Below are 21,150 nucleotides of genomic sequence, written 5' to 3'. Positions count from 1 at the left end.
AATCTTTTTATGTTATGATTTACACTTTTAATGAAAATTTTAAGGAAAATAATGAAACTACTTTCATGGAATGTCAATGGCTTAAGAGCTATTTGTGATAAAAATGCACTTGATTGGATAGCACAAGAACAAATTGATTTTATAGGTTTTCAAGAAATCAAAGCACATGAAGATAAATTTCCTAAAAAAATTTATGAATATCCTTTTAAACACATGTATTTTAATTCTGCTAAAAGAGCGGGGTATTCTGGGGTAATGAGTCTTTGTAATTTTAATAGCGAAGTAAAAAAATGCGAATTTTTTGATGATGAAGAAGGTAGGGTTTTAGAACACCGCTTTAAAAATATTGCACTTTTTAATATCTATTTTCCAAATGGTCAAAAAGATGAAGAGCGTTTAAATTTTAAGATGAAATTTTATGCAGATTTTTTAGTGTATTTGGATAAGCTTTTAAAGGATGGATTTGAAATTATTATTTGTGGTGATGTCAATACCGCTCATAAAGAAATCGATCTTACTCATCCAAAAGCCAATGCCAACACTTCAGGTTTTTTACCTATAGAAAGAGCTTGGATTGATGATTTGCTAAAACTTGGTTTTATAGATACTTTTAGAGAAATTAATGGTGAAATCAAAGAAAAATACTCGTGGTGGAGCTATAGAATGAAAGCAAGAGAAAGAAATGTAGGCTGGAGGATTGATTATTTTTTCATTTCAAAGGGTTTAAAAGATAAACTTAAAAACGCTTTCATAAGAGATGATATTTTTGGCTCTGATCACGCACCTGTAGGTATAGAAATAGATATTTAATATCCCAAAAATGGGATATTATTTTTTAACGAATTTTTTTGCTTTTTCCCAAAGTCTTACACCGAGCTTTTTAGCTTTTTTGGAATTTAAATCTTTGTATTTTTCACTAGCAATTTTTTCTAATTCAAAAATTTCTTGTTTAAAACGATTTAATTTTCTTTGAGTAAGTTTGTTAAAATCATTAATCTTTGGATTTTTCTTAATATCATTTAAAACTAATATTAGTTGCTCTCTGCTTTCACCTGCAAGACGTCTAAATTTAGCAAAAAGATTATCAAGTTCATGTTCTAGCAAATTCTCAACTATACTCTTACAAGGATCATTTTGTAATTGAATCTCTTTTTTTAAAAGAGCAATAAAATCATCTTCTATACCTATTAGTTCTTTGCTTTTTAAACTAACATCTTCTTCAAAATTTGCATAAGTTAATGAAGCTTTAAATTTTTCCATTGCCAAAACAATACCATCCCTTGTGCCTTTAATCACGCCTAAACAAAGATCTTTTGCATAAGCCATAGATTCATTAGCTATTTCAAAAGCGGTATTTAAAATAATACTTGAAATTTTTAAAATTCTTTCTTTTTCAAAATGAGCTTCACAAATGGCATTATATACGAGATTTTTAGCTATTTCACTACTTGTAAGTTCTATATCTTCAGCCTTTTCTAATGTAGTTAAAAAAGCACTTTCAGCGGTTTCTTTTAAAATTCCAAGCATTTCTATATCAAATAAAATAGCATCATTTAAACCGCCACTAAATTCATCACAAAAAGAACATTCTTGTAAAATATTCTCGAATTCAAAAAAATTATCGCTGATTTGATTTTTAATCAAATTCTTTTGATTTTCAATCTGTTTGTTTAATAATTCAGCTTCGCTAATATACTCATAAAGTGAATTTTGAGCATCTACAATACTCGCCTTAACCAAAGCTTTGATAACCTTTGCAACATTTTCATCATCAAAAAAATCAAGTTTTTTCAAAATAGTTAAAAATTCAACCAAAAGAGAATTTAAAACTTTTTTTGTTTCATGAGGATTATGTGAAATTTGCTTATACGCAAGATTAAAACTCAAGTCTTCAAGTAAATCACTTGCTTCATCTTTACCGAGATTTGATAAAGAATTTTCAAAAATAATTAAAGTATTTTTCATTTTTCCTTCTTTCTTAAAGTACAAATTTTGCTTTAGCTTTTAATTTATCAAATATATCCAAACGATCTTTTTTGCTATCAACATAAACATTTAACAAATAACTTTGATATTTTCCACTCGCACTTGAATTCGAATGTTCAAATTTATATTCTCTTTGACCTAAAATTTCTTCAAAAATTTCACTTGCCTTAATATGCACCTCAAAAATCACCTTATAATCCCAAAAAGTAGGATAATTGATCTGAGGTTCTTTTTTAAGATCGCACAAATTTACCACTTTTACCTCCTTCTTTGCTTTCAAGCACTATATCCGTAATTCTCATTGATTTATCTATAGCCTTGATCATATCATATATAGTTAAAAGTCCTATACTAACTCCACTTAAAGCTTCCATTTCAACTCCTGTTTTACCTTCACACTTAACTGTTACAATAAGCTTAAATGCACATTCTTTAACAAATTCCACAATATCTGTTTCAATCTTAGAAAGCATCAAAGGATGGCACATAGGAATAATTTCACTTGTTTTTTTAGCCCCCATTATAGCCGCAATAATAGCCGTTTGAAGAACAGGACCTTTTTTTGCGGTATTGTTTTTAATTACATCAAAAGCTTCTTGACTCATATATATTATACCACTGGCTGTGGCTATTCTTAAAGTAATATTTTTATCGCTTACATCTACCATTTTAGGATGATTTTTTTCATCTAAATGACTTAATTTCATAAATTCACCTTTTAAAAAATTATAAAAATTATAGCAAAACCAAACAAATTTAAGATAAAATAAGCTTTGTATTTTTATTTAAGGAGAAAACAATGGCTTATGAAGATGAAGAAGATTTAAATTACGATGATTATGAAAATGAAGATGAAGAATATACACAAAATCACCATAAAAATTATAATTATGATGATGATGATTATGAATACGATGATGATAACAATGATGATGATTTTTATGAGATGGAGATTAAGAATGAACAAAACCCTTAACCAAAAAGATATAAAAGTTTTAGGACTTTCATCATTAGGTGGAACTTTAGAATTTTATGATTTTATTATTTTTGTATTTTTTGCAAATTATATTTCAACAAACTTTTTTCCAAAAGATTTAAGTAGTTTTTGGCAAATGTTTAATACTTATGGAATATTTGCAGCTGGATATTTAGCGCGTCCCTTAGGGGGTGTGATACTGGCACATTTTGGAGATAAATTTGGACGTAAAAGAATGTTTATGATTAGTATTTTGTTAATGGTTATTCCAACTTTTACTCTAGCTTTTATTCCAAATTATGAAAGCATAGGTTTTCTTTGCATTGTATTTTTAGTTTTTATACGCATTTGTCAAGGTATAGCTATAGGCGGGGAACTCCCTGGAGCTTGGGTTTTTGTATACGAACACGCACCACAAGGTCAAAAAAGAACTTATTTGGGAATTTTAACCGCTTCGGTTGTAGGTGGAATTTTATTAGGTAGTTTAGTTTTTTTAATTATGAATAAAATTTATACCCAAGAAGAACTTCATGAATGGGCTTGGAGAATTCCATTCTTTTTAGGTGGAATTTTTGGGATTATTTCTGCTTATTTGAGAAAATTTTTAAGAGAAACTCCTGTTTTTGAACAAATGAAAAAAGACAAGGCTTTAGAAAAATTTCCTTTAAAAGAAGTGTTTAAAAAAGCTAAAATGGGAATTGTTCTTTCTATGATGATTACTTGGGTTTTGACAGGTTGTATTGTTGTAATGATTTTGCTTATGCCTAGTTATATGGCAAAAATACTTCAAATTAATACTTCTATACAAACCTATCTTCAAATAGGTGGAATTTTGCTTATTTGCCTAGGGTGTATTATAAGTGGAATTTTAGCGGATAAAATAAGCGTTATTAAATCTTGTGTATTTTTTAGTGTTTTTTTTGGAATTGCGAGCTTGCTTTATTTTAATACTTTATATAGACAAAATGCTGATTTTAACCTAGTAGCTTGCTTATATTTACTTGTATGTTTTTTTAGCGGGGTGATGAATTTTTGCCCTTTAATAATGAGTGAAGTATTTGATGCAAAAATTAAATTTTCAGGACTTTCTTTTTCATATAATATTGCTTATGCTATAGCTGGAGGTTTAACTCCGCAACTTGCTTTTTTCTTGCATAGTTTTGCCTTAAATAATTTAAGTAATTTTTGGCGTTTTTCTTTGGGACTTTATGTTTTCTTTTTGGCTATTATAGCTTTGCTATGTGCATTTATTTTTTCTTATCTTAATAATACCCAACGCACATACTCTCAGTGATTTTAATACGCTTTTCAAAAGGAGCTGGGCTAAAAAAATGGCATTTTTCTATATAAATATGCTGATGATAATTTAGCCCTAAAAAATCATAAAATTTTTTTAAATTAACAAATTTAATCCCGCAAATCTCCTTAAGCTCTAAAAGTTTATAAATAGAAGAATTATTTTTTTCCACTAAATGAGAGGGAGCTAATCCAGTAAAAGAACAAAAAGCACTTGCCAATACAAAACCATTTAAACCACTACATTGCCTTAAAGCTTGCTGATGTTTTTCTAAAATGCAATTTCTATGCAAAAATATAATTCTTGTTCCTTGATATCTACCTATTTCTACATTTTTCCAAAATTTATAAGCATTTTTTGAAATTCCAGCAAAACGATGAAATTCAGCGTTTAAAATATAGTGATCTAAAAATTCATTAGGAGGTAAGATTAAACTTTTCATCACTACAATTTAGAGCCTTAAAAAGGCTCTTTAATCTTCTTTGTTTAAATTTTCCTTAGCTTTGTTAGGAAGCTTAGATAAAAGATTGTTTAAATCAAAATTAATTCCTTGAGTTTTTGCCTCTTTAAGTAAAGCAACTGCAGCTTTTGCGTTAAATGGAGAAGAGCCATCATGCGGAGCAAAAAGATGATCTGTTATTGCTAAAGCATAAGCGGATTTTTTCACTTTTTCGCGAGCAGCATGAGGAGTGCGAACAAAACATATACTTTCAATCAAAACATCATCAAAATTCCAACGATGTAACAAAAATCCCAAGAAAGAAATATGATCTACGCCTAAAAATTCATTCTCCGCTAAAGCAAGATTTTCACTTTTATTTAAAAAAGCTAAAAAATCCTTATCCTTATGATTTTGTATAAGAAAATTTGAAAAAATAACAATACCAAGCCTTAAAAGCATTGCACAAGGAACTAAAAGATGAGAAAGTTTTTTATCTTCATCATTAAGCCAATTTGCGATAAAAGTTGCCTCTTCATTGCACGTTTTTAAAAAATTTTGAGTATTTAAACCATAAGGTGAAACGTCTATTTTAAAATTATCTCTAATGGAGTCAGCCATAACTATATTGATGATATTACCAACGCCTAATAAAGTAATCACTTGATTTATGGTTGTAATTTCTCTTGTAAAACCATAATAAGGAGAATTTGCTAATTGCAAAAGCTTAGCCGTCATCAACGGATCGCTTGAAATGATTTCAGCAACTTTCATAGTTTCTATATTTGAATTAGCCTCGCTCACATATTTTCTTAATTTACTTACAGTATCAGGTAAAGGTGGCAATACTTCAACGCTTTTTAATAAAAGCTCATTCATATCTCCAATCATATTTAATTTATCCTTAATTAATATTATTATAATTTGCAATTATATCTAAATTTTAATTTACTTATTGCATTTTTTATGACTTAAGGTATAATAAAAATTACAAATAAATGCCGAATTTATGGTGTCTTGATTTAGTTAACTAGTAATTAAAAAATAGTTTTAATGGAGTTAAATTGATGTTTTTTTAATTTTAAAAATAAAAGCTCAACAAAAAAAGAAGAAGTAAAAAAGTTTTAGAAGCTCCATATCTTCAATAAAATGAACTTGAAGAAAAATTAAAAAAAATAAACATCAAGCCAAAATTAATTATAGGCTTTGTGTCAATCAACTTAATCTAGCGATCATAGGAAATAAGATTCAAAATTCTATAAATGAGCAATGTGATATCATCTTAAGCAGTGCTACTGATTTATTATGCAACCTTGATTCTAACTCAAACATTGAAAACAGTCCTTATAAACAAAATATCCAAGGAATAAGCTTGATACTTTTTAGTGAAGATATGATAGAAAATCTTTGCACAAATAAAATCAAGCTTTTTAGTGATATAAAAGATTATACAGAAAGAAAAAAACTGATAGAAAAAGAAGTTTTATTTATAAATATACCTTTTGAAGCACACTGCATAAATACTTTGCATTATTTAATTTATGATGGTTTAAGTCAAAGCGAAAGTTCTCTTTTAGAACTTTTGTACAAACACAACCCCTATCCTTGTGCTTTAGTAGCGGGGTGGGTCTAGCGGAAACATGGACTTTAGCGGAGCATTTATATTTTATAACGGAGAAATATTAAAAATCAAGCTTTAAGCATACATGTTCAATTTAAACCTAAATACCGTTTTAATTTAATGAAGTCTCAAAATTTCAATCCTCAAAGCAACATTACTTTTACCATACTTGATGTAAGCTTATATGATAAAACCGTACGCGAATTTATTAATAAAAAACCTTTCAATCCATCAACGCGGTTGAAGTTTTATGTAATTATTTTAACTGCACTTTTGAAGAACTTAAAAATAAAATGCAAGAATATACTTTTGCTTTAAAAATTGGAGAAGACTATCTTATTTCCCCTATAAAAATCAACCCAAATAAAACATTATTTAGTTATTGTGATATAGAAAGCGCTCAGGAATTAAGCTTGCTTAAAAAAACAAATTTTATTGAAGCTATAAAAAAAGATTATGAAAAATTTTCTCTTAATAAACCAAAACCACTAGGAGCAATTTTTAATGATTGTATCTTAAGAAGACTTCACAACAAAGAACATTTAAATCAAATCCATTTTAATAATTTTCCCATAGTTGGTTTTTCTAGTTTTGGAGAAATTTATGGAGCGGGAATTGCAAAAAGTTTAGTGGCAATATTTTTTTATGAAGTTGAAAATTTTAATGATTTCAAACCTAGATATTTAAAAACTTTCATACAAAAATACAGTGATTTTAAATACTATTATCTTAATATAAAAGGTTAAAAACTAGAAATGACAAATGAGATTAATAAAATAATCTTAAATCAACTCAAATGTTATGAAGATGTTCTAGCTAAACTAAATTAATACTAAAAAATTAAGAATTTCAAGAAATCAAAAATCTTGAAATTCTTACACTAAAAAATCAAAGTGCTTTTTTTGCGGCCTCTGCAATTTTTGCAAAAGCAGCAGCATCATTCATAGCTAAATCTGCCAGAATTTTTCTATCAAGTTCAATACCTGCTTTTTTAAGACCATTGATAAATCTTGAATAACTTAAATCATTGAGTCTGCAAGCAGCATTGATACGCACAATCCAAAGACGGCGGAAGTCTCTTTTTTTACGGCGTCTATCACGATAAGCATAGACTAGACTTCTTTCTAGTTGTTCTTTTGCTTTTCTAAAATGTTTGCGTCGTCCACTATAAAAACCACGCGCTAATTTTAAAACTTTTTTATGTCTGCGGCGTCTAACAACACCTGTTTTTACTCTTGCCATTTTTATTTCCTTTCATAAAGTGGCGTCCAAATTTGGAGCTTGCCCTTGAAATTTTATCTCAGAGGGGAGTTTGAATGACTTTTAGTCAAAAACTTAAATTCCTAGCATTTTTTCAACAGCTTTTACATTTGTGCTATGCACATATTTAGCTGTGCGAAGATCACGCATTCTTTTTGCAGGTTTTTTAGTCAAAATATGACTTCTAAAAGCTGAGCCTCTTTTGATTTTATTTTTACCTACTTTGAAGCGTTTAACTGCGCTTTTAACGCTTTTCATCTTTGGCATACGCTTTCCTTATTTAGATAAATTTTTATTTTTCAAACTTTAAAAGAAAAGATAAATACTATCAAATTTTTTCTAATTTTTGACTGAATTTAATTTTTAAAAAACTTGGCACGCATTTTGCTTATAAAAAAATCAGCAATATTTTGGAAAGATTTAAAATGACTATAAATTCGGCAAATCCATATCAAAATTTAACCTTATCTAATCCTTTGCAGAATAGCTCTGCTCTAAATTTGATTAAAGATAGCAAAGCCTTAGATCAAAAAGGAAATGAAAATAGCTTAGAACAATTAAGTTATATTTTTAATAATATCACTTATGCTAGTGAATTTGGATTTAGAATCAATGAAGAAGGTTTTTTTGATAAAGATTTAAATAAAATTGCAAATATACCAGAATCTTATGATATCAACATTAAAAGCGTTAGAAGCATAGCGAAAGAACTCGCAAAACAAGATGAAAATTTAAACTACAATAAAATTGATCTACCTTATCTTTTAAATAGCTATCATAGTTCATTAAAATCTATAAATTCAGAATTTTTACAAGATGATAATGCTTATTTAAGTCGCGATCTTATTTCAAAACTATCATCAGGTTTTTCAACAGATAATGGAGAATTTTTAGGCCAAATTTCAAGAATTTACAACAATCAAGAAGAAATTGATTTGGCATTAAGTAATATCACAAATTTAAATACTTTAATGTTAGATAATAAAATAACTAATTTTCACTTTGATAAAGCCATAGAAAACACTTCTTCTAATGAAATTTTAAAACCTTATTTAACTAAAAATGCAGAAGTATCAAAATCTGGTCTTTTAATGAATTTTATCTACCATGATATAAAAACTCAAAACGAAAAAGAATTTAACTTTTTTATGAAACCTGCCACTTTAGAACTAAGCTCTCATCAAAATTTACAAAAAATTCTCAAGGGCGAAACAGATATAGAAGATTACATCAAAAAAGAAAATGAAAAAAAGATGAGTTTTGATCTTTATCTTTATGTGAATGGCGTAGATAAAAAAACAAGTACTCAAGATAAACTATCTGTATTTTTTCAACAATATATTAACTACCAAAAAGATATGGATTTAAGAGAATTTGCAAATTCAAGTTCAATATTTCAAATTTATATCGATCAAAATCGCAATGATTTTGATGCTCTTAAAAAACAATATCAAAACCAAAGTCAAGATACGCAAAGATTAGAAGAAGCAAATCAACTACGTTCTAGCTCTATAGAAAATTTTTTAGATCGTCGTCAAAAACAAGCAAATATAAATAAAATTTTAAACTCTTATATGTCTGTGATGGTTTAAAATAATTTTTTAAAAAATATATAAATTATAAATACTTTAATAATAATAATTTTTATATAATTAATTAATAAAATTTTAAGTATTATAGCATTATAATCCGCTCTCGAAAAATATAAATATAAAAGTACTCAAAACCATGATTTATAATGAAAAAATTATTTCAATGAATAATGATCTTTTAGATCATCAACATAAAGAACTTTTTGAAATTTCTAAAAAACTCTCTTTAATGAACCAATGTCATGTTGGAACAAAAGAATTAAAAATTGTCTTAAGAGAGTTGTTGATAATGATCAATAGACATTTTTCAGATGAAGAAGCCTTTATGAGAAAAATAGAATATCCTTATATCAACCATCATACAAGAATTCATAGAAAAATTATCTTAGAAATTGAAGAAATTATCATCAGTGAAGCTAAATTTGTAAATATAATGACCGAAAAATTAAATCTCGTTGTTCAAGATTTTATCTTTAAACATACAGCCAAAGAAGATTCAAAGATAGTAAAGTATTACGAAGAAAAATTTAAGAAATAGTATTTCTCATTTTTGCTATATAAAATTCACAAAATATTTCACTTTAAAATTTTACTTTAGCATTTTATTTTTGTTATAATTTTTAACCTAATTTTTATAAATTTTTGTTATTATCCGTTTTCAAATAAAGATAAAAAATATCCTAATTAAAATTAAGGATAAATTAAGGATTTTAAAGTGAAAGTATATTTAGATAACAACGCAACGACAATGCTTGATCCTAATGCTTATGAGTTGATGCTACCTTTTTTAAAGGATATGTATGGAAATCCAAATAGCCTTCATCAATATGGTAGCGCAACACATCCTGCCTTAAGAGAAGCTTTGGATAAACTTTATGCAGGACTTGGAGCAAATGACCTAGATGACATAATTGTAACCTCCTGTGCGACAGAAAGCATTAACTGGGTGCTTAAGGGTGTGTATTTTGATTATATTTTAGATAAAGAACGCAATGAAGTGATTATTTCTAGTGTAGAACACCCTGCTGTTACTGCTGCTGCTTATTTTTTAAAAAGTCTTGGAGTAAAAGTCATAGAACTTCCTGTAAATGAAGAAGGAGTTTCTACTGTAGAAGATTTGCGTAAAGTGATTAGCGATAAAACAGCACTTGTAAGTGTTATGTGGGCAAATAATGAAACAGGTATGATTTTTGATATTAAAGCGATGGCAGAACTTGCGCATGAATTTGGTGCTCTTTTTCATACAGATGCTACTCAAGCAGTAGGTAAAATAAAGGTTAATTTAACTCAAGTAGGAGTTGATTTTGCTTCATTTTCGGCACATAAATTTCATGGACCAAAGGGTGTGGGTGGACTTTTTATAAAAAAAGGACTTAAGCTTACTCCACTTTTACACGGTGGAGAACACATGGGTGGTCGTAGAAGCGGGACTTTAAATGTGCCTTATATAGTGGCTATGGGCGAGGCTTTGCGTATTGCAAATACTATGCTTGATTTTGAAGATTCTCATATACGCCGTTTAAGAGATAAACTAGAAGATCAAATTTTAGCCTTGCCTGATACAACAGTGGTTGGAAAAAGAGAACACCGTGTGCCTAATACAATCTTAGCAAGTATTAAAGGAGTTGAAGGCGAAGCAATGCTTTGGGATTTAAATAAAAATGGTATAGCTGCAAGTACGGGCTCAGCCTGTGCAAGTGAAGCTTTAGAAAGCAATCCTATTATGGAAGCTATCGGTGCGGAGCATGATTTAGCGCATACAGCTTTAAGGCTTTCTTTGTCACGTTTTAACACTGAAGAAGAAATTGATTATGCAGCAAAACAAATTAAAAATGCAACACAGAGATTAAGAGCAATTTCTTGTACTTATGCTTATAATCCAAATAATTACAAATAAGGATGAAAAATGGGAAAAAATAGTTTAATTGGTGGATCCATTTGGGATGAGTATTCACAAAAAGTTCAAGATAGAATGAATAATCCTCAACATATGGGAGAATTTAGTGAAGAAGATGCTAAAGCACGCAATGCAAAATTGATCGTAGCTGATTTTGGCGCAGAAAGTTGCGGCGATGCGGTAAGACTTTTTTGGCTTGTAGATGAAAAAACTGATAAAATTATCGATGCAAAATTTAAAAGTTTTGGTTGTGGTACAGCTATAGCAAGTAGTGATACTATGGTGGATCTTTGTATAGGAAAAACTGTAGATGAAGCAGTAAAAATCACAAATTTAGATGTGGAATTTGCTATGCGTGATAATCCAGAAACTCCAGCTGTTCCACCTCAAAAAATGCACTGTTCGGTTATGGCTTATGATGTAATCAAACAAGCAGCAGCGCATTATAAAGGCATAAGTCCTGAAGATTTTGAAGATCAAATTATAGTTTGCGAGTGCGCTAGGGTAAGTCTTGGAACTATTAAAGAAGTGATTAAACTTAATGATTTGCATAGCGTAGAAGAAATCACACAATACACTAAAGCGGGTGCTTTTTGTAAATCCTGTATCAAACCAGGCGGACATGAAAAAAGAGATTATTACCTTGTAGATATTTTAGCTGAAACTAGAGCTGAAATAGATAGAGAAAAACTCAAAAATACAATGAAAAGTGATGTAGCTTTTGATGAAATGACCGTAGTGGGACAATTAAAAGCAGTTGAAAGTGTTTTAGATGCTGAAATTCGCCCTATGCTTCATAATGATGGTGGAGATTTGGAAGTGATTGATATACAAAAGGCTGAAGGTGCAGCAATTGATGTTTATATTCGTTATCTTGGTGCTTGTAGTGGTTGTTCTAGTGGAAGTGGTGCAACACTTTATGCTATTGAAACAATTTTACAAGAAGAATTAAGTCCAAATATACGCGTTATGCCGGTTTAAAAAATAGCAAGATAAAATCTTGCTATTTTATAGCTTTTGCTTGCAAATCAAGGGGTGGTAAATTTTCTATATAAATACTACGACTTGGGAAAGCAAAGGTTAAACCATTTTTTTCAATTATACGCATAAACTCAAGCATTAAACTTTGTCTAGCTTCTCTAAAATCTTTTCCACCTATTTCTTTGATATAAAAATAAAGCTCTATATTAATACTACTATCTGCAAATTCACTTAAAGCCACATAACAAGCATTTTTATAGCCTTCTAAATCATTAATAGATACAAGATTTTGACGATATTTTGTTGTATGATCGCCATATTTTAATGCGCTATCCTCATCGTGAGCTACTAAATCACTTGTATGCAAAAATTCTCTTAGATCTTTTACACATTGTTCTAGTTTTTCAGGAGTAGCATCATAACCAACACCCAAATACATTCTAACATGGCGACCCATGCGTCTTTTGCTCCAATTTTTGATATTAGCTCCCATAATAGTTGAATTTGGTAAAAATACAAGACAATTATCAAAAGTTCTAATAGTAGTTTTTCTAAGTCCTGTTTCAACCACGGTTCCTTCTATGCCTGAAACCTCTACCCAATCTCCTTGATTAAAGCTATTATCAAAAAGTAAGAGTATAGAAGCAAAGAAATTTGCAATGATATCTTTCGCCGCTAAAGCAACAGCTAAACCACCAATTCCCAAAGATGCAATAATAGCCGAAATATTAAAACCAAGTTGAGCAAGAATATATAATAAGGCTATAATAATAATGACAAAATATAAAATTTTAATAATTAAATTTACAACTTCTTTTTTTCCACTTTTTTGAGCAAGTTTAGAAACCAATACCACGCCATAACCATCAAGCATTCTTAAAATAAGCCATGCAATTAAAACTGCATAAACTATATGAAAAAAATTACTTAAATTTACACTCAAAGGTGCAGGATAAGTTGCTATAGTAAGACAAAGAGAAATAGCATAGACAATCAACAAGAAGCCTACGGGTTTTTTAATATTCTCAATAAAAATGACTTTAATATCATCTACATCATTTTTATTTCTATAAAAAAACTGAACAAGGAAAAAATATACTATATTTGCAAAAAAACGTCTTAAAGATATAAAAAATACTAAAACCAGAGCAGAAATTACTATTTTTCCGATATTAACAAAACTTACCCCAATTGCCTCATTTATACGATCTATCCAAACTTGAAGCTCGAGTAATGAAAAAATATAATTACTTTCAAGCAAATCTGCATTTGAGCGTAAATACTTAAGAATTTCAGAATAAGAATCTACAGCATTACTGATATATCTTTCTTTTAGGGTAATTTTTTCTAATTCTTCTGAATTTGTAATTTTGCTTTTAAAACTATCTAAATTAACATTAGAAGAATTTTGTAAATTTTCCATTGCCTTATCAACAGTAGCAATCAAATCTTCACTGCTTGCTGTATTTTTAAAAAGTTTTTCCAATTCAAACAAAGAAGAATAAAAACTTTCCACAATATTAAAATAAACTAGATTAAGAGTGGCATCTGTATAAATATAAGGCTTATTAATATTCTTTTTTTGAACATCTAGCAATTTTTCTTTTGCTTTTAAAAATCTAGCCACTGCCTCTTCATTAATCTTTTGTCCTACTATCATATCGGGTATTTTTGCTAAAATAGTCTTTTTGTCTTTTTCAAATTCACTTAAAATACCATTAAAAGTGCTTGAATTTTCATCATTGTTTTTCTTAAATTCTTTAATTTGATTGTTAAGATCAACATATTTTTCAACTAAAGCATAAATTCCTTCATCCTCTTTACTAATATTTGCATCAATAAATTTAAATTCTTGTGCTCCAAGGTATAAAATAAAAAAACATAAACTAAAAATAATTTTTTTCATTAAACTTTCCTATCCTGTATTAAAGTAAAAATTTTTGCTTTAAAATCATACTCATAAATTTCACCTGTCTCTATAATATAATACCAAGCATGTACTTCTATTTTTCCTTCATCTAAAGCTTCTTGCACGCCTGGATAAGTAAGTATATTTTGCAAAGAATTTACTAAATTTAATTTTTCTGTAAGCCATGAACGCATAGCCAAATCGTCTCTTGCAAAAATCATTACATCTTTTTTTATCGGATCTAACATAGTAAGCCATTTTTTCACATTAGGAATTTTATTTAACTCTTCATCAGAATAATAAAGAGCATTGCAACCTCCACAATTACTATGGCCACAAACGACGATATTTTTAATATGCAATGAATCTAAAGCATACTCTATTGCTGAAGTTGTCGCTAAGTAATCTTCCCCAATGCGATAAGGTGGAACTATATTTGCAATATTTCGTATTACAAAAAGCTCACCTGGACCCGTATTGGTGATCAAATTTGGAATTACTCTAGAATCAGAACAACCTATAAAAAGAGTATGGGGATTTTGCTTATTTTTTAGACTTTCAAAAAGTTCTTCATGCTCCTTAAAGTCTTCTTGCATAAACTTAATCGCACCACTAATAAGATTTTCCATAAAACCAACCTGAAACTAAAATCTTAAAATTATAACAAAATTTCAGCAAAGATTTCATTTAATCATAAAGATATTATATAAATTAACTTTTTATTTAGTCTAATATGTTAGATTTCGCTCAAGATTTTAAAAAATCTAACAATTTTGCAAGGAGAATTTTATGAGTCTTTATGATAGAGACTACTCAAGATCAAAAGAATTTGAAAATACACGCTCAAGCGAATTAAGTATTTTTATTAAACAAACTTATCAACTTTTTGCTGCTTCATTATTAGCTGCAACAGTAGGTGCGTATGTAGGAATTTTTGCTTTAGCATCATTTTTTATACAATCACAAGTAACTTTTTGGATCCTTTTTGCTGTTGAAATCGGACTTTTATTTGCTTTGCAATGGAAAAAAAGAGAAGCTCCATTAAATCTTGTTTTACTTTTTGGTTTTACTTTCTGCTCAGGTTTAACGCTTACACCTTTACTTATTTCAGTTTTAGCTCTACCAGCTGGAGGAATTATCATCGCTCAAGCTTTTGCTTTAACAACAGTTGCTTTTGCAGGACTTAGTGTATTTGCTATGAATACAAAAAAAGATTTTACTGTTATGGGTAAAGCTTTATTTATAGTATTAATCGTTATTGTAGCAGCATCTTTACTAAACCTTTTCTTCCAAAGCAGTATAGTTAATCTAGCTATTTCAGCAGTAGCTGCAATATTATTTTCATTTTACATTCTTTATGATACGCAAAATATTATCCGCGGAAATTATGAAACTCCAATCGAAGGTGCAGTAGCACTTTATCTTGATTTTGTTAATCTTTTCGTATCTTTACTTAATATCTTAAGAAGCTTCAATAGCAGATAAATTTTTGTGGGATTTTTCTCACAAAACTTTTCAAGTTTCAAAACTTTTCAAGTTTTATTTAGTTAAAATAATCATTTAAAAATTAACTTTTAGGAATTTTCAATGATCACTCTTTTAATCATTTTGCAATTTATCATCGTTGTAGTTATTTGTATAGCAGTTTTACTTCAAAAAAGTTCAAGTATAGGACTTGGAGCTTATAGTGGAAGCAATGAAAGTTTATTTGGCGCCAAAGGACCGGCTGGATTTTTGGCAAAATTTACCTTTGTCATGGGAATTTTACTTATTGCAAATACTATTGGTCTTGGTTATTTATACAATAAAGCTAGCAAGGACTCTCTAGCAGAGAAAATTAAAGTAGAAAACAACAACACTACTATTCCAAGCGCTCCTATTGTGCCTGCTACCCCAAACACAAATTCTATCGCTCCAAGTGCGCCACAACTTCCAAGCGATGTTAATTCAAGTAAATAATTAAAGGAAATGATAATGCTAAGTGAAATTTTTAACAAACAAAAAACCCAAAGTGAAAAATCTTTAGAAGCCTTAAAAAAAGACTTCACCACTTTAAGAACTGGAAAAGTTAATACCCATATTTTAGATCATATTACAGTAGATTATTACGGAACTCAAACTCCTTTAAATCAAGTAGCAACTGTTTTAGCAAGCGATGCTTCAACTATTAGCATCACTCCTTGGGAAAAACCTTTACTAAAAACCATAGAAAGTGCTATTGCAGCTGCAAATATCGGTGTAAATCCAAACAATGACGGCGAAAGTGTAAAATTATTTTTCCCTCCGATGACTAGAGAGCAAAGAGAAGAAAATGTAAAGCAAGCTAAAGCTATGGGTGAAAAGGCAAAAGTTTCTATAAGAAATATACGCAAAGATGCCAACGATGCAGTTAAAAAACTAGAAAAAGATAAGGCAATAAGCGAAGATGAAGCAAAAAAAGCTTATGATGAAGTGCAAAAACTTACCGACGCCTACACAATAAAAATTGATGAGAGTGTAAAAAGTAAAGAAAGTGAACTTTTAAAGGTTTAACGATGAATTTAGAGCAAATTTATAAAGGTTGTGGTGCTTATTTAGAAGGGCATTTTTTACTAAGTTCAGGTAAACATTCGCAATTTTATCTTCAAAGTGCAAAAGTTTTAGAGAATCCAAAATTAGCAGCAAAACTTTGTGATGAACTTGCAAAGATTATTGCAAGCTATAAGATAGAATTTGATAGCATTTGTTCTCCTGCTTTAGGTGGAATTTTAGCAGGTTATGAGCTTGCGAGAGCTTGTAGTAAACGTTTTATCTTCACTGAAAGAGTAAATAAAGAAATGACTTTAAGACGTGGTTTTGAGGTGAAAAAGGGTGAAAAATTTATAATTTGTGAAGATATCATTACTACAGGTGGTAGTGCTTTAGAGAGTGCAAAAATCATTGAAAGTTTAGGTGGCATTGTTGTAGGTTTTGCAGCATTGGCAAATCGTGGTTTTTGTGTAGTAGAAAATTTAAAATCTCCAAGAAAAGATAATGCGAAATTACCTGAAAATTTACCACTCTTTACTCTAGGAAATTTTGAATTTGAAATTTATGATGAAACAAATTGTCCACTTTGTAAAAAAGGGAGTAAAGCTATAAAACCAGGAAGCCGTGGAAATTAAATGAAAACTAAAGCAAAAATTAGCTCTAGATGGCTAAGATTTAGAGCTTTGCTTATAGATATTTTTCTTATTTATATTCCTATTTTGTATTTATTTTATTTTCTATTAGGCTCTAAAGAAGCTTTTTTAAACAACCATTTTATCACAACTTTATGTACTTTTTTATTTGGTTTGATTCAAGCTATTTTTTTAACAAAAAAGGCACAAAGCCCAGGTCTTAAAGCATATGATTTATATCTTATTGATATAAAAACGGGAAAGAAACTAAGTTTTCTTAGAATTTTACTAAGATATGTGATATTTATTATAAGTTTTGGCTTACTCTTTGGTTTATTTGTCAGTTTTGTAAGAAAAGATCGTTTAAATTTACACGATATTTTAACTCAAAGTTGTATAGCTACTAAAGCATAAAGAAAGGTTAAAAATGCAAAGAAAAAGAATTTACAATCCAAGTTCAAACGAAACCCTAGGAGATCGTAAAATTTTTGATGGTAACCCACATGGAATTTTAAATTTCACTAAGGCAAAATATACCTGGGCTTTAAAACTTTGGGATTTAATGGAGGCAAATACTTGGTTTCCAAAAGAAGTGGATACAACTAAAGATGCACTTGATTATCGCTGTAATTTAACTGTAGGTGAAAAAAGAATGTATGATTTGGTTTGGAGTCAGCTTATTTCTATGGATAGTTTTCAAACCAATAATTTAGCAGATAATATCAACCCTTACATCACAGCTCCTGAAATCAATGCGGTTTTGGCACGCCAAGCTTATGAAGAAGCAAACCATTCAAAATCTTACGCTGTTATGGTTGAAGCGATTTGCGATAATACAGATTTGATTTATGAAATGGAAAAGCATGATGAAACTTTGCGTGAAAAAAATGACTTTATTTCAAGCATTTATGAAGAATTAGCAGGCAATGTAGATGATAATAAACTGCTTTTGGCTATGGTGGCAAATCAAATTTTAGAAGGAGTATATTTTTATAGTGGTTTTACTGCCATTTACGCACTTGCACGTGCAGGAAAAATGCTAGGTTCAGCACAAATGATCCGCTTTATCCAAAGAGATGAAATCACACATCTTTTATTATTTCAAAATATGATCAATTCAGTACGCAAAGAAAGACCTGATTTGTTCCATGATGAAAATATCAATAAAATTTATGATATGTTTAAAAAAGCTGGAGATCTTGAGATCAAATGGGGTAAATACATCACTCAAAATCAAATCATGGGCTTTACTGATGATATCATAGAAGAATATATCCATTATCTTGTAGATCAAAGATTAAGTGCGATCAATTTAGATAAGTTATATAATGCAAAACATCCTATTAAATGGGTAGATGATTTTTCAAAATTTAACGATCAAAAGAGCAATTTCTTTGAAAGTAAAGTAACGAATTATTCTAAGGGTAGTATAAGCTTTGATGACTTCTAAAACTTCTTTAGCCTTACTTTGTGATTTTTATGAATTTACAATGTCTCAAGGCTATTTCAAAAACAATAAAAAAAATCAAATTTGTTATTTTGATATATTTTTTAGAAAAATTCCAGATTCAGGTTCTTTTGCTATTTTTGCAGGTCTTGAAGATATTTTAGACTTTGTTGAAAATTTGAGTTTTGATGTAGAAGATATAGAATTTTTAAGAAAACAAGGTATTTTTGATACAGAATTTTTAGATTTTTTAACTAACTTTAAATTTAAGGGTGAAATTTATGCTATGCGCGAAGGAGAAGTGATTTTTCCAAATGAACCTTTGCTTTGCGTTAAAGCTACAACCATAGAAGCACAGCTTTTAGAAACTTTTTTACTTTTAAGTTTAAACCACCAAAGCCTTATTGCTACTAAAACCAATCGTATCGTGCGTGCAGCTAAAGACAGTAAAATTTTAGAATTTGGTTCACGCAGAGCACAAGGAAGTGAAGCAGCCTTAAAAGGAGCAAGAGCAGCTTTTATAGGAGGTTGCATAGGAAGTGCTTGTACTTTAGCAGGAAAAATTTATAATATCCCTATCAATGGAACTATGGCACATTCTTGGGTGCAAATGTTTGAAAATGAACTTGAAGCTTTTAAAGCTTATGTGAAAATTTATCCAAAAAATCCTGTTTTTTTGATTGATACTTATGATTGTCTAAATAGCGGACTTAAAAATGCGATTAAAGTTTTTAAAGAATTTGGTATCCAAGAAGGCGGTGTGAGAATAGATTCTGGAAATTTACTTAAGTTGAGTTTGAAAATCAGACAAGAACTTGATCAAGCAGGACTTCAAAAATGTAAAATCATAGTTTCTAACGCACTTGATGAATGGAGCATTAAAAAACTCAAAGAACAAAATGCACCTATTGATATCTTTGGTGTAGGTGAAAGATTGATCACTGCTTCAAGTGACCCTATTTTTAGTTGCGTTTATAAACTCGCAGCCTTAGAAGATCAAGGCATAAAACCTAAAATCAAAATCAGCGAAAATAACGAAAAATCAACCCTACCTCATTTTAAAAAGCTTTTTAGGGTTTATGATAAAAACACGCAAAAAATCCTTTTTGATGAACTTTATGTTTTTGACGAAAACCCAAATCAAGATGAAAATTTAGAACGCAAAGAACTTTTAAAATTAGTCTACAAAGAAAAAAGACTTCTTAAAAAGTCATCTTTAAATACTATTCAAGATTATACAAAAGAGCAAATTTCAAAACTCGATGAGAATTTTTTAGATCTTGATCGTTTTGTGAAATTTGAAGTAAAACTCTCGCCTAAACTTCAAAATATCACTGAAGATCTTTTAAAAACTCGTTTTTAAAATCCACATAATTTAAAGCGGATTGTTTTAGAAAATTTATTTCTTCATTATTTAATTCACGCACAAATTTTGCAGGATTTCCAAGTATCAAAGAGCGTGGCGGAAATTTTTTACCCTTTGTTACAACGCTTCCAGCACCCACTATGCTATCTTCTTCTATCAAAGCACTATCCATGATAACAGCATTCATTCCGATTAAAACACGATTTTTTATCACACAAGCATGGATAACGCAATTATGTCCTATGGTTACATCATCTCCTATTATCGTAGGAAAACCAGCGTCTTTTAACTTTCCTTTTTCATCAAATTCCCTATGCCAAACATGCACCGTGCTAAGATCTTGAATATTGGTTCTTTTGCCAATTTTTATAAAATTAACATCGGCTCTTAAAACACAATTAAACCAAATACTACTTTCATCTCCTATTTCTATTTCTCCTATGATTTTAGCGCCCTCTGCAACAAAAACATTTTGACCTAGTTTGGGACTATGATTTTTAAATTTTATAAGCATTTTTTTCCTTTTTATTTAAGTATAGCTAAGTTTAACTCTATTTCAACTTTTTTAGTTACAATTTTTATTTAAATTTATAGGAGAAGTAATGAACGCATTTGAACAAAAAAGATGTCAAAATATGGCTGAAGAAATTGCACAAAAAGTTTTTATCAATGAAGAACTTTTTAATGCTTTTTGTCAAATTCCGCGTGAAATTTTTTCTCCTTTAAAAGCCCATGCTTATCGCCTTGATGCTTTGCCTTTGGCAAATTCTCAATGGATTAGTTCACCTTTAACTGTAGCTAAAATGACTATGGCCTTAGATTTTAAAAATGCTGATAGTATTTTAGAGATAGGTTGTGGAAGTGGCTATCAAGCTGCGATTTTAAGCAAAGTCATAAGGCGTGTTTTTACCATAGAACGCATAGAAAATTTAGCCAAAAAAGCCGCTCAAACTTTCAGAGAATTAGAACTTTTTAATATCAATGTAAAATTTGATGATGGGCAAAATGGCTGGAAAAATTATGCTCCTTATGATAGGATTTTATTTTCTGCTTATGCGACACAAATTCCTGAAATTTTACTCGATCAATTAAGCGATGACGGGATTTTAGTCGCTCCTATTTTACACAATGGCAAACAATTCATCACACGCCTTAGAAAAAATGGCACAAATTTACAAAAAGAAATTTTAGAAGAATGTTTATTTGTGCCTATAGTAGATGGAAAAGAATAAACTTTTT

General features: G+C 29.4%; 26 protein-coding genes and 1 pseudogene. 17 read left to right on the top strand and 10 right to left on the bottom strand.

The window, feature by feature from the left end; all coding sequences use genetic code 11:
• Positions 1-51: 51 nt before the first annotated feature.
• Positions 52-810: an exodeoxyribonuclease III gene (locus AJ889_RS02560; protein ID WP_002867799.1), complete on the top strand. Its 759-nt coding sequence runs from the start codon at positions 52-54 to the stop codon at positions 808-810.
• Between the two features lie 18 nt (positions 811-828).
• Here AJ889_RS02560 and AJ889_RS02555 read toward each other — a convergent pair whose 3' ends face one another.
• Genes AJ889_RS02555 through moaC form a run of 3 tightly spaced genes read right to left on the bottom strand, consistent with a single transcriptional unit; the run spans position 829 to position 2,693 of the window.
• Positions 829-1,989, bottom strand: coding sequence for a hypothetical protein (locus AJ889_RS02555; protein ID WP_074484692.1), 1,161 nt, complete (start codon positions 1,987-1,989; stop codon positions 829-831).
• Entirely contained in the window at positions 1,979-2,242 is a 264-nt protein-coding gene (locus AJ889_RS02550) for a DUF493 family protein (RefSeq protein ID WP_002867797.1), read from the bottom strand. Before AJ889_RS02550 ends, AJ889_RS02555 begins: the two co-directional genes overlap by 11 nt.
• On the bottom strand, positions 2,220-2,693 hold the full coding sequence (gene moaC, locus AJ889_RS02545) for a cyclic pyranopterin monophosphate synthase MoaC (protein WP_002860611.1): 474 nt from the start codon (positions 2,691-2,693) through the stop codon (positions 2,220-2,222). The genes AJ889_RS02550 and moaC overlap by 23 nt, the downstream gene beginning before the upstream one ends.
• 92 nt (positions 2,694-2,785) lie before the next feature.
• On the opposite strand from moaC, the gene AJ889_RS02540 reads away from it, so the two are divergent.
• Positions 2,786-2,962: a highly acidic protein gene (locus AJ889_RS02540; RefSeq protein ID WP_002865818.1), complete on the top strand. Its 177-nt coding sequence runs from the start codon at positions 2,786-2,788 to the stop codon at positions 2,960-2,962.
• Positions 2,946-4,256 (top strand): MFS transporter, encoded by a 1,311-nt coding sequence (locus AJ889_RS02535; RefSeq protein ID WP_032584634.1) that lies wholly within the window; start codon positions 2,946-2,948, stop codon positions 4,254-4,256. The genes AJ889_RS02540 and AJ889_RS02535 overlap by 17 nt, the downstream gene beginning before the upstream one ends.
• Here the strand turns inward: AJ889_RS02535 and cheQ are convergent.
• Positions 4,225-4,704: a cheVAW transcriptional regulator CheQ gene (cheQ, locus tag AJ889_RS02530; RefSeq protein ID WP_002854628.1), complete on the bottom strand. Its 480-nt coding sequence runs from the start codon at positions 4,702-4,704 to the stop codon at positions 4,225-4,227. The two genes, AJ889_RS02535 and cheQ, sit on opposite strands and share 32 nt — an antisense overlap.
• Before the next feature lie 27 nt (positions 4,705-4,731).
• Positions 4,732-5,589, bottom strand: a complete 858-nt coding sequence (cheP, locus tag AJ889_RS02525; protein WP_002860614.1) for a cheVAW transcriptional regulator CheP — start codon at positions 5,587-5,589, stop codon at positions 4,732-4,734.
• A gap of 481 nt (positions 5,590-6,070) precedes the next feature.
• On the opposite strand from cheP, the pseudogene AJ889_RS09560 reads away from it, so the two are divergent.
• Together AJ889_RS09560 and AJ889_RS09555 are read left to right on the top strand one after the other, a co-directional pair.
• Positions 6,071-6,637 (top strand): annotated as a pseudogene (locus AJ889_RS09560) (FIST N-terminal domain-containing protein).
• On the top strand, positions 6,613-7,065 hold the full coding sequence (locus tag AJ889_RS09555; RefSeq protein ID WP_261660941.1) for an FIST C-terminal domain-containing protein: 453 nt from the start codon (positions 6,613-6,615) through the stop codon (positions 7,063-7,065). Before AJ889_RS09560 ends, AJ889_RS09555 begins: the two are co-directional and overlap by 25 nt.
• Before the next feature lie 142 nt (positions 7,066-7,207).
• Here AJ889_RS09555 and rplT read toward each other — a convergent pair whose 3' ends face one another.
• Entirely contained in the window at positions 7,208-7,561 is a 354-nt protein-coding gene (rplT, locus tag AJ889_RS02510; RefSeq protein WP_002851731.1) for a 50S ribosomal protein L20, read from the bottom strand.
• A 93-nt stretch (positions 7,562-7,654) separates the two neighbouring features.
• Positions 7,655-7,846 (bottom strand): 50S ribosomal protein L35, encoded by a 192-nt coding sequence (gene rpmI, locus AJ889_RS02505; protein WP_002777995.1) that lies wholly within the window; start codon positions 7,844-7,846, stop codon positions 7,655-7,657.
• 158 nt (positions 7,847-8,004) lie between these two features.
• Between rpmI and AJ889_RS02500 the strand changes: the two genes are divergently transcribed.
• The 4 genes from AJ889_RS02500 (at position 8,005) to AJ889_RS02485 (ending at position 12,049) form a co-directional block, all read left to right on the top strand.
• Complete coding sequence (locus tag AJ889_RS02500; RefSeq protein WP_002860616.1) at positions 8,005-9,171, top strand: hypothetical protein; 1,167 nt, start codon at positions 8,005-8,007, stop codon at positions 9,169-9,171.
• Between the two features lie 136 nt (positions 9,172-9,307).
• A complete protein-coding gene (locus AJ889_RS02495; protein ID WP_002854195.1) occupies positions 9,308-9,709 on the top strand; it encodes a hemerythrin domain-containing protein in 402 nt (133 codons plus the stop codon).
• 177 nt (positions 9,710-9,886) lie between these two features.
• The gene (locus AJ889_RS02490; protein WP_002869262.1) at positions 9,887-11,068 is read left to right on the top strand and encodes a NifS family cysteine desulfurase; all 1,182 of its coding nucleotides are present in this window, start codon (positions 9,887-9,889) and stop codon (positions 11,066-11,068) included.
• A 9-nt stretch (positions 11,069-11,077) separates the two neighbouring features.
• Positions 11,078-12,049 (top strand): iron-sulfur cluster assembly scaffold protein NifU, encoded by a 972-nt coding sequence (locus AJ889_RS02485; RefSeq protein WP_002840050.1) that lies wholly within the window; start codon positions 11,078-11,080, stop codon positions 12,047-12,049.
• Between the two features lie 22 nt (positions 12,050-12,071).
• On the opposite strand, the gene AJ889_RS02480 is transcribed toward AJ889_RS02485, so the two are convergent.
• Both AJ889_RS02480 and AJ889_RS02475 read right to left on the bottom strand, forming a co-directional pair.
• On the bottom strand, positions 12,072-13,955 hold the full coding sequence (locus tag AJ889_RS02480; RefSeq protein WP_002854654.1) for a mechanosensitive ion channel family protein: 1,884 nt from the start codon (positions 13,953-13,955) through the stop codon (positions 12,072-12,074).
• The gene (locus AJ889_RS02475; protein WP_070293226.1) at positions 13,955-14,587 is read right to left on the bottom strand and encodes a carbonic anhydrase; all 633 of its coding nucleotides are present in this window, start codon (positions 14,585-14,587) and stop codon (positions 13,955-13,957) included. The genes AJ889_RS02480 and AJ889_RS02475 overlap by 1 nt, the downstream gene beginning before the upstream one ends.
• A 160-nt stretch (positions 14,588-14,747) precedes the next feature.
• Here AJ889_RS02475 and AJ889_RS02470 point away from each other — a divergent pair, with 160 nt between their 5' ends.
• The 7 genes from AJ889_RS02470 (at position 14,748) to AJ889_RS02440 (ending at position 19,908) form a co-directional block, all read left to right on the top strand.
• The gene (locus AJ889_RS02470) at positions 14,748-15,443 is read left to right on the top strand and encodes a Bax inhibitor-1/YccA family protein (protein WP_002851668.1); all 696 of its coding nucleotides are present in this window, start codon (positions 14,748-14,750) and stop codon (positions 15,441-15,443) included.
• 102 nt (positions 15,444-15,545) lie between these two features.
• Positions 15,546-15,917, top strand: coding sequence for a preprotein translocase subunit SecG (gene secG / locus AJ889_RS02465; protein WP_002854650.1), 372 nt, complete (start codon positions 15,546-15,548; stop codon positions 15,915-15,917).
• 9 nt (positions 15,918-15,926) lie between these two features.
• Positions 15,927-16,490 (top strand): ribosome recycling factor, encoded by a 564-nt coding sequence (gene frr, locus AJ889_RS02460; protein ID WP_079254734.1) that lies wholly within the window; start codon positions 15,927-15,929, stop codon positions 16,488-16,490.
• A gap of 2 nt (positions 16,491-16,492) precedes the next feature.
• A complete protein-coding gene (pyrE, locus tag AJ889_RS02455; protein WP_002934871.1) occupies positions 16,493-17,101 on the top strand; it encodes an orotate phosphoribosyltransferase in 609 nt (202 codons plus the stop codon).
• Entirely contained in the window at positions 17,102-17,512 is a 411-nt protein-coding gene (locus tag AJ889_RS02450) for an RDD family protein (RefSeq protein WP_002892687.1), read from the top strand.
• 13 nt (positions 17,513-17,525) lie between these two features.
• Entirely contained in the window at positions 17,526-18,548 is a 1,023-nt protein-coding gene (locus tag AJ889_RS02445) for a ribonucleotide-diphosphate reductase subunit beta (RefSeq protein ID WP_002868204.1), read from the top strand.
• A complete protein-coding gene (locus tag AJ889_RS02440; protein WP_074484693.1) occupies positions 18,535-19,908 on the top strand; it encodes a nicotinate phosphoribosyltransferase in 1,374 nt (457 codons plus the stop codon). The genes AJ889_RS02445 and AJ889_RS02440 overlap by 14 nt, the downstream gene beginning before the upstream one ends.
• Here AJ889_RS02440 and AJ889_RS02435 read toward each other — a convergent pair.
• Entirely contained in the window at positions 19,877-20,425 is a 549-nt protein-coding gene (locus tag AJ889_RS02435; RefSeq protein WP_002860623.1) for a gamma carbonic anhydrase family protein, read from the bottom strand. The genes AJ889_RS02440 and AJ889_RS02435 overlap by 32 nt on opposite strands.
• Positions 20,426-20,513: 88 nt before the next feature.
• Between AJ889_RS02435 and AJ889_RS02430 the strand changes: the two genes are divergently transcribed.
• Complete coding sequence (locus tag AJ889_RS02430) at positions 20,514-21,143, top strand: protein-L-isoaspartate(D-aspartate) O-methyltransferase (protein ID WP_002851780.1); 630 nt, start codon at positions 20,514-20,516, stop codon at positions 21,141-21,143.
• Positions 21,144-21,150 lie beyond the last annotated feature (7 nt).

The organism is Campylobacter sp. BCW_6468 (assembly GCF_001762865.1).
Classification (GTDB): Bacteria; Campylobacterota; Campylobacteria; order Campylobacterales; family Campylobacteraceae; genus Campylobacter_D; species Campylobacter_D jejuni.
Note: the sequence above shows the minus strand (reverse complement) of the source record. Positions and strands in the feature narration are given on the sequence as shown.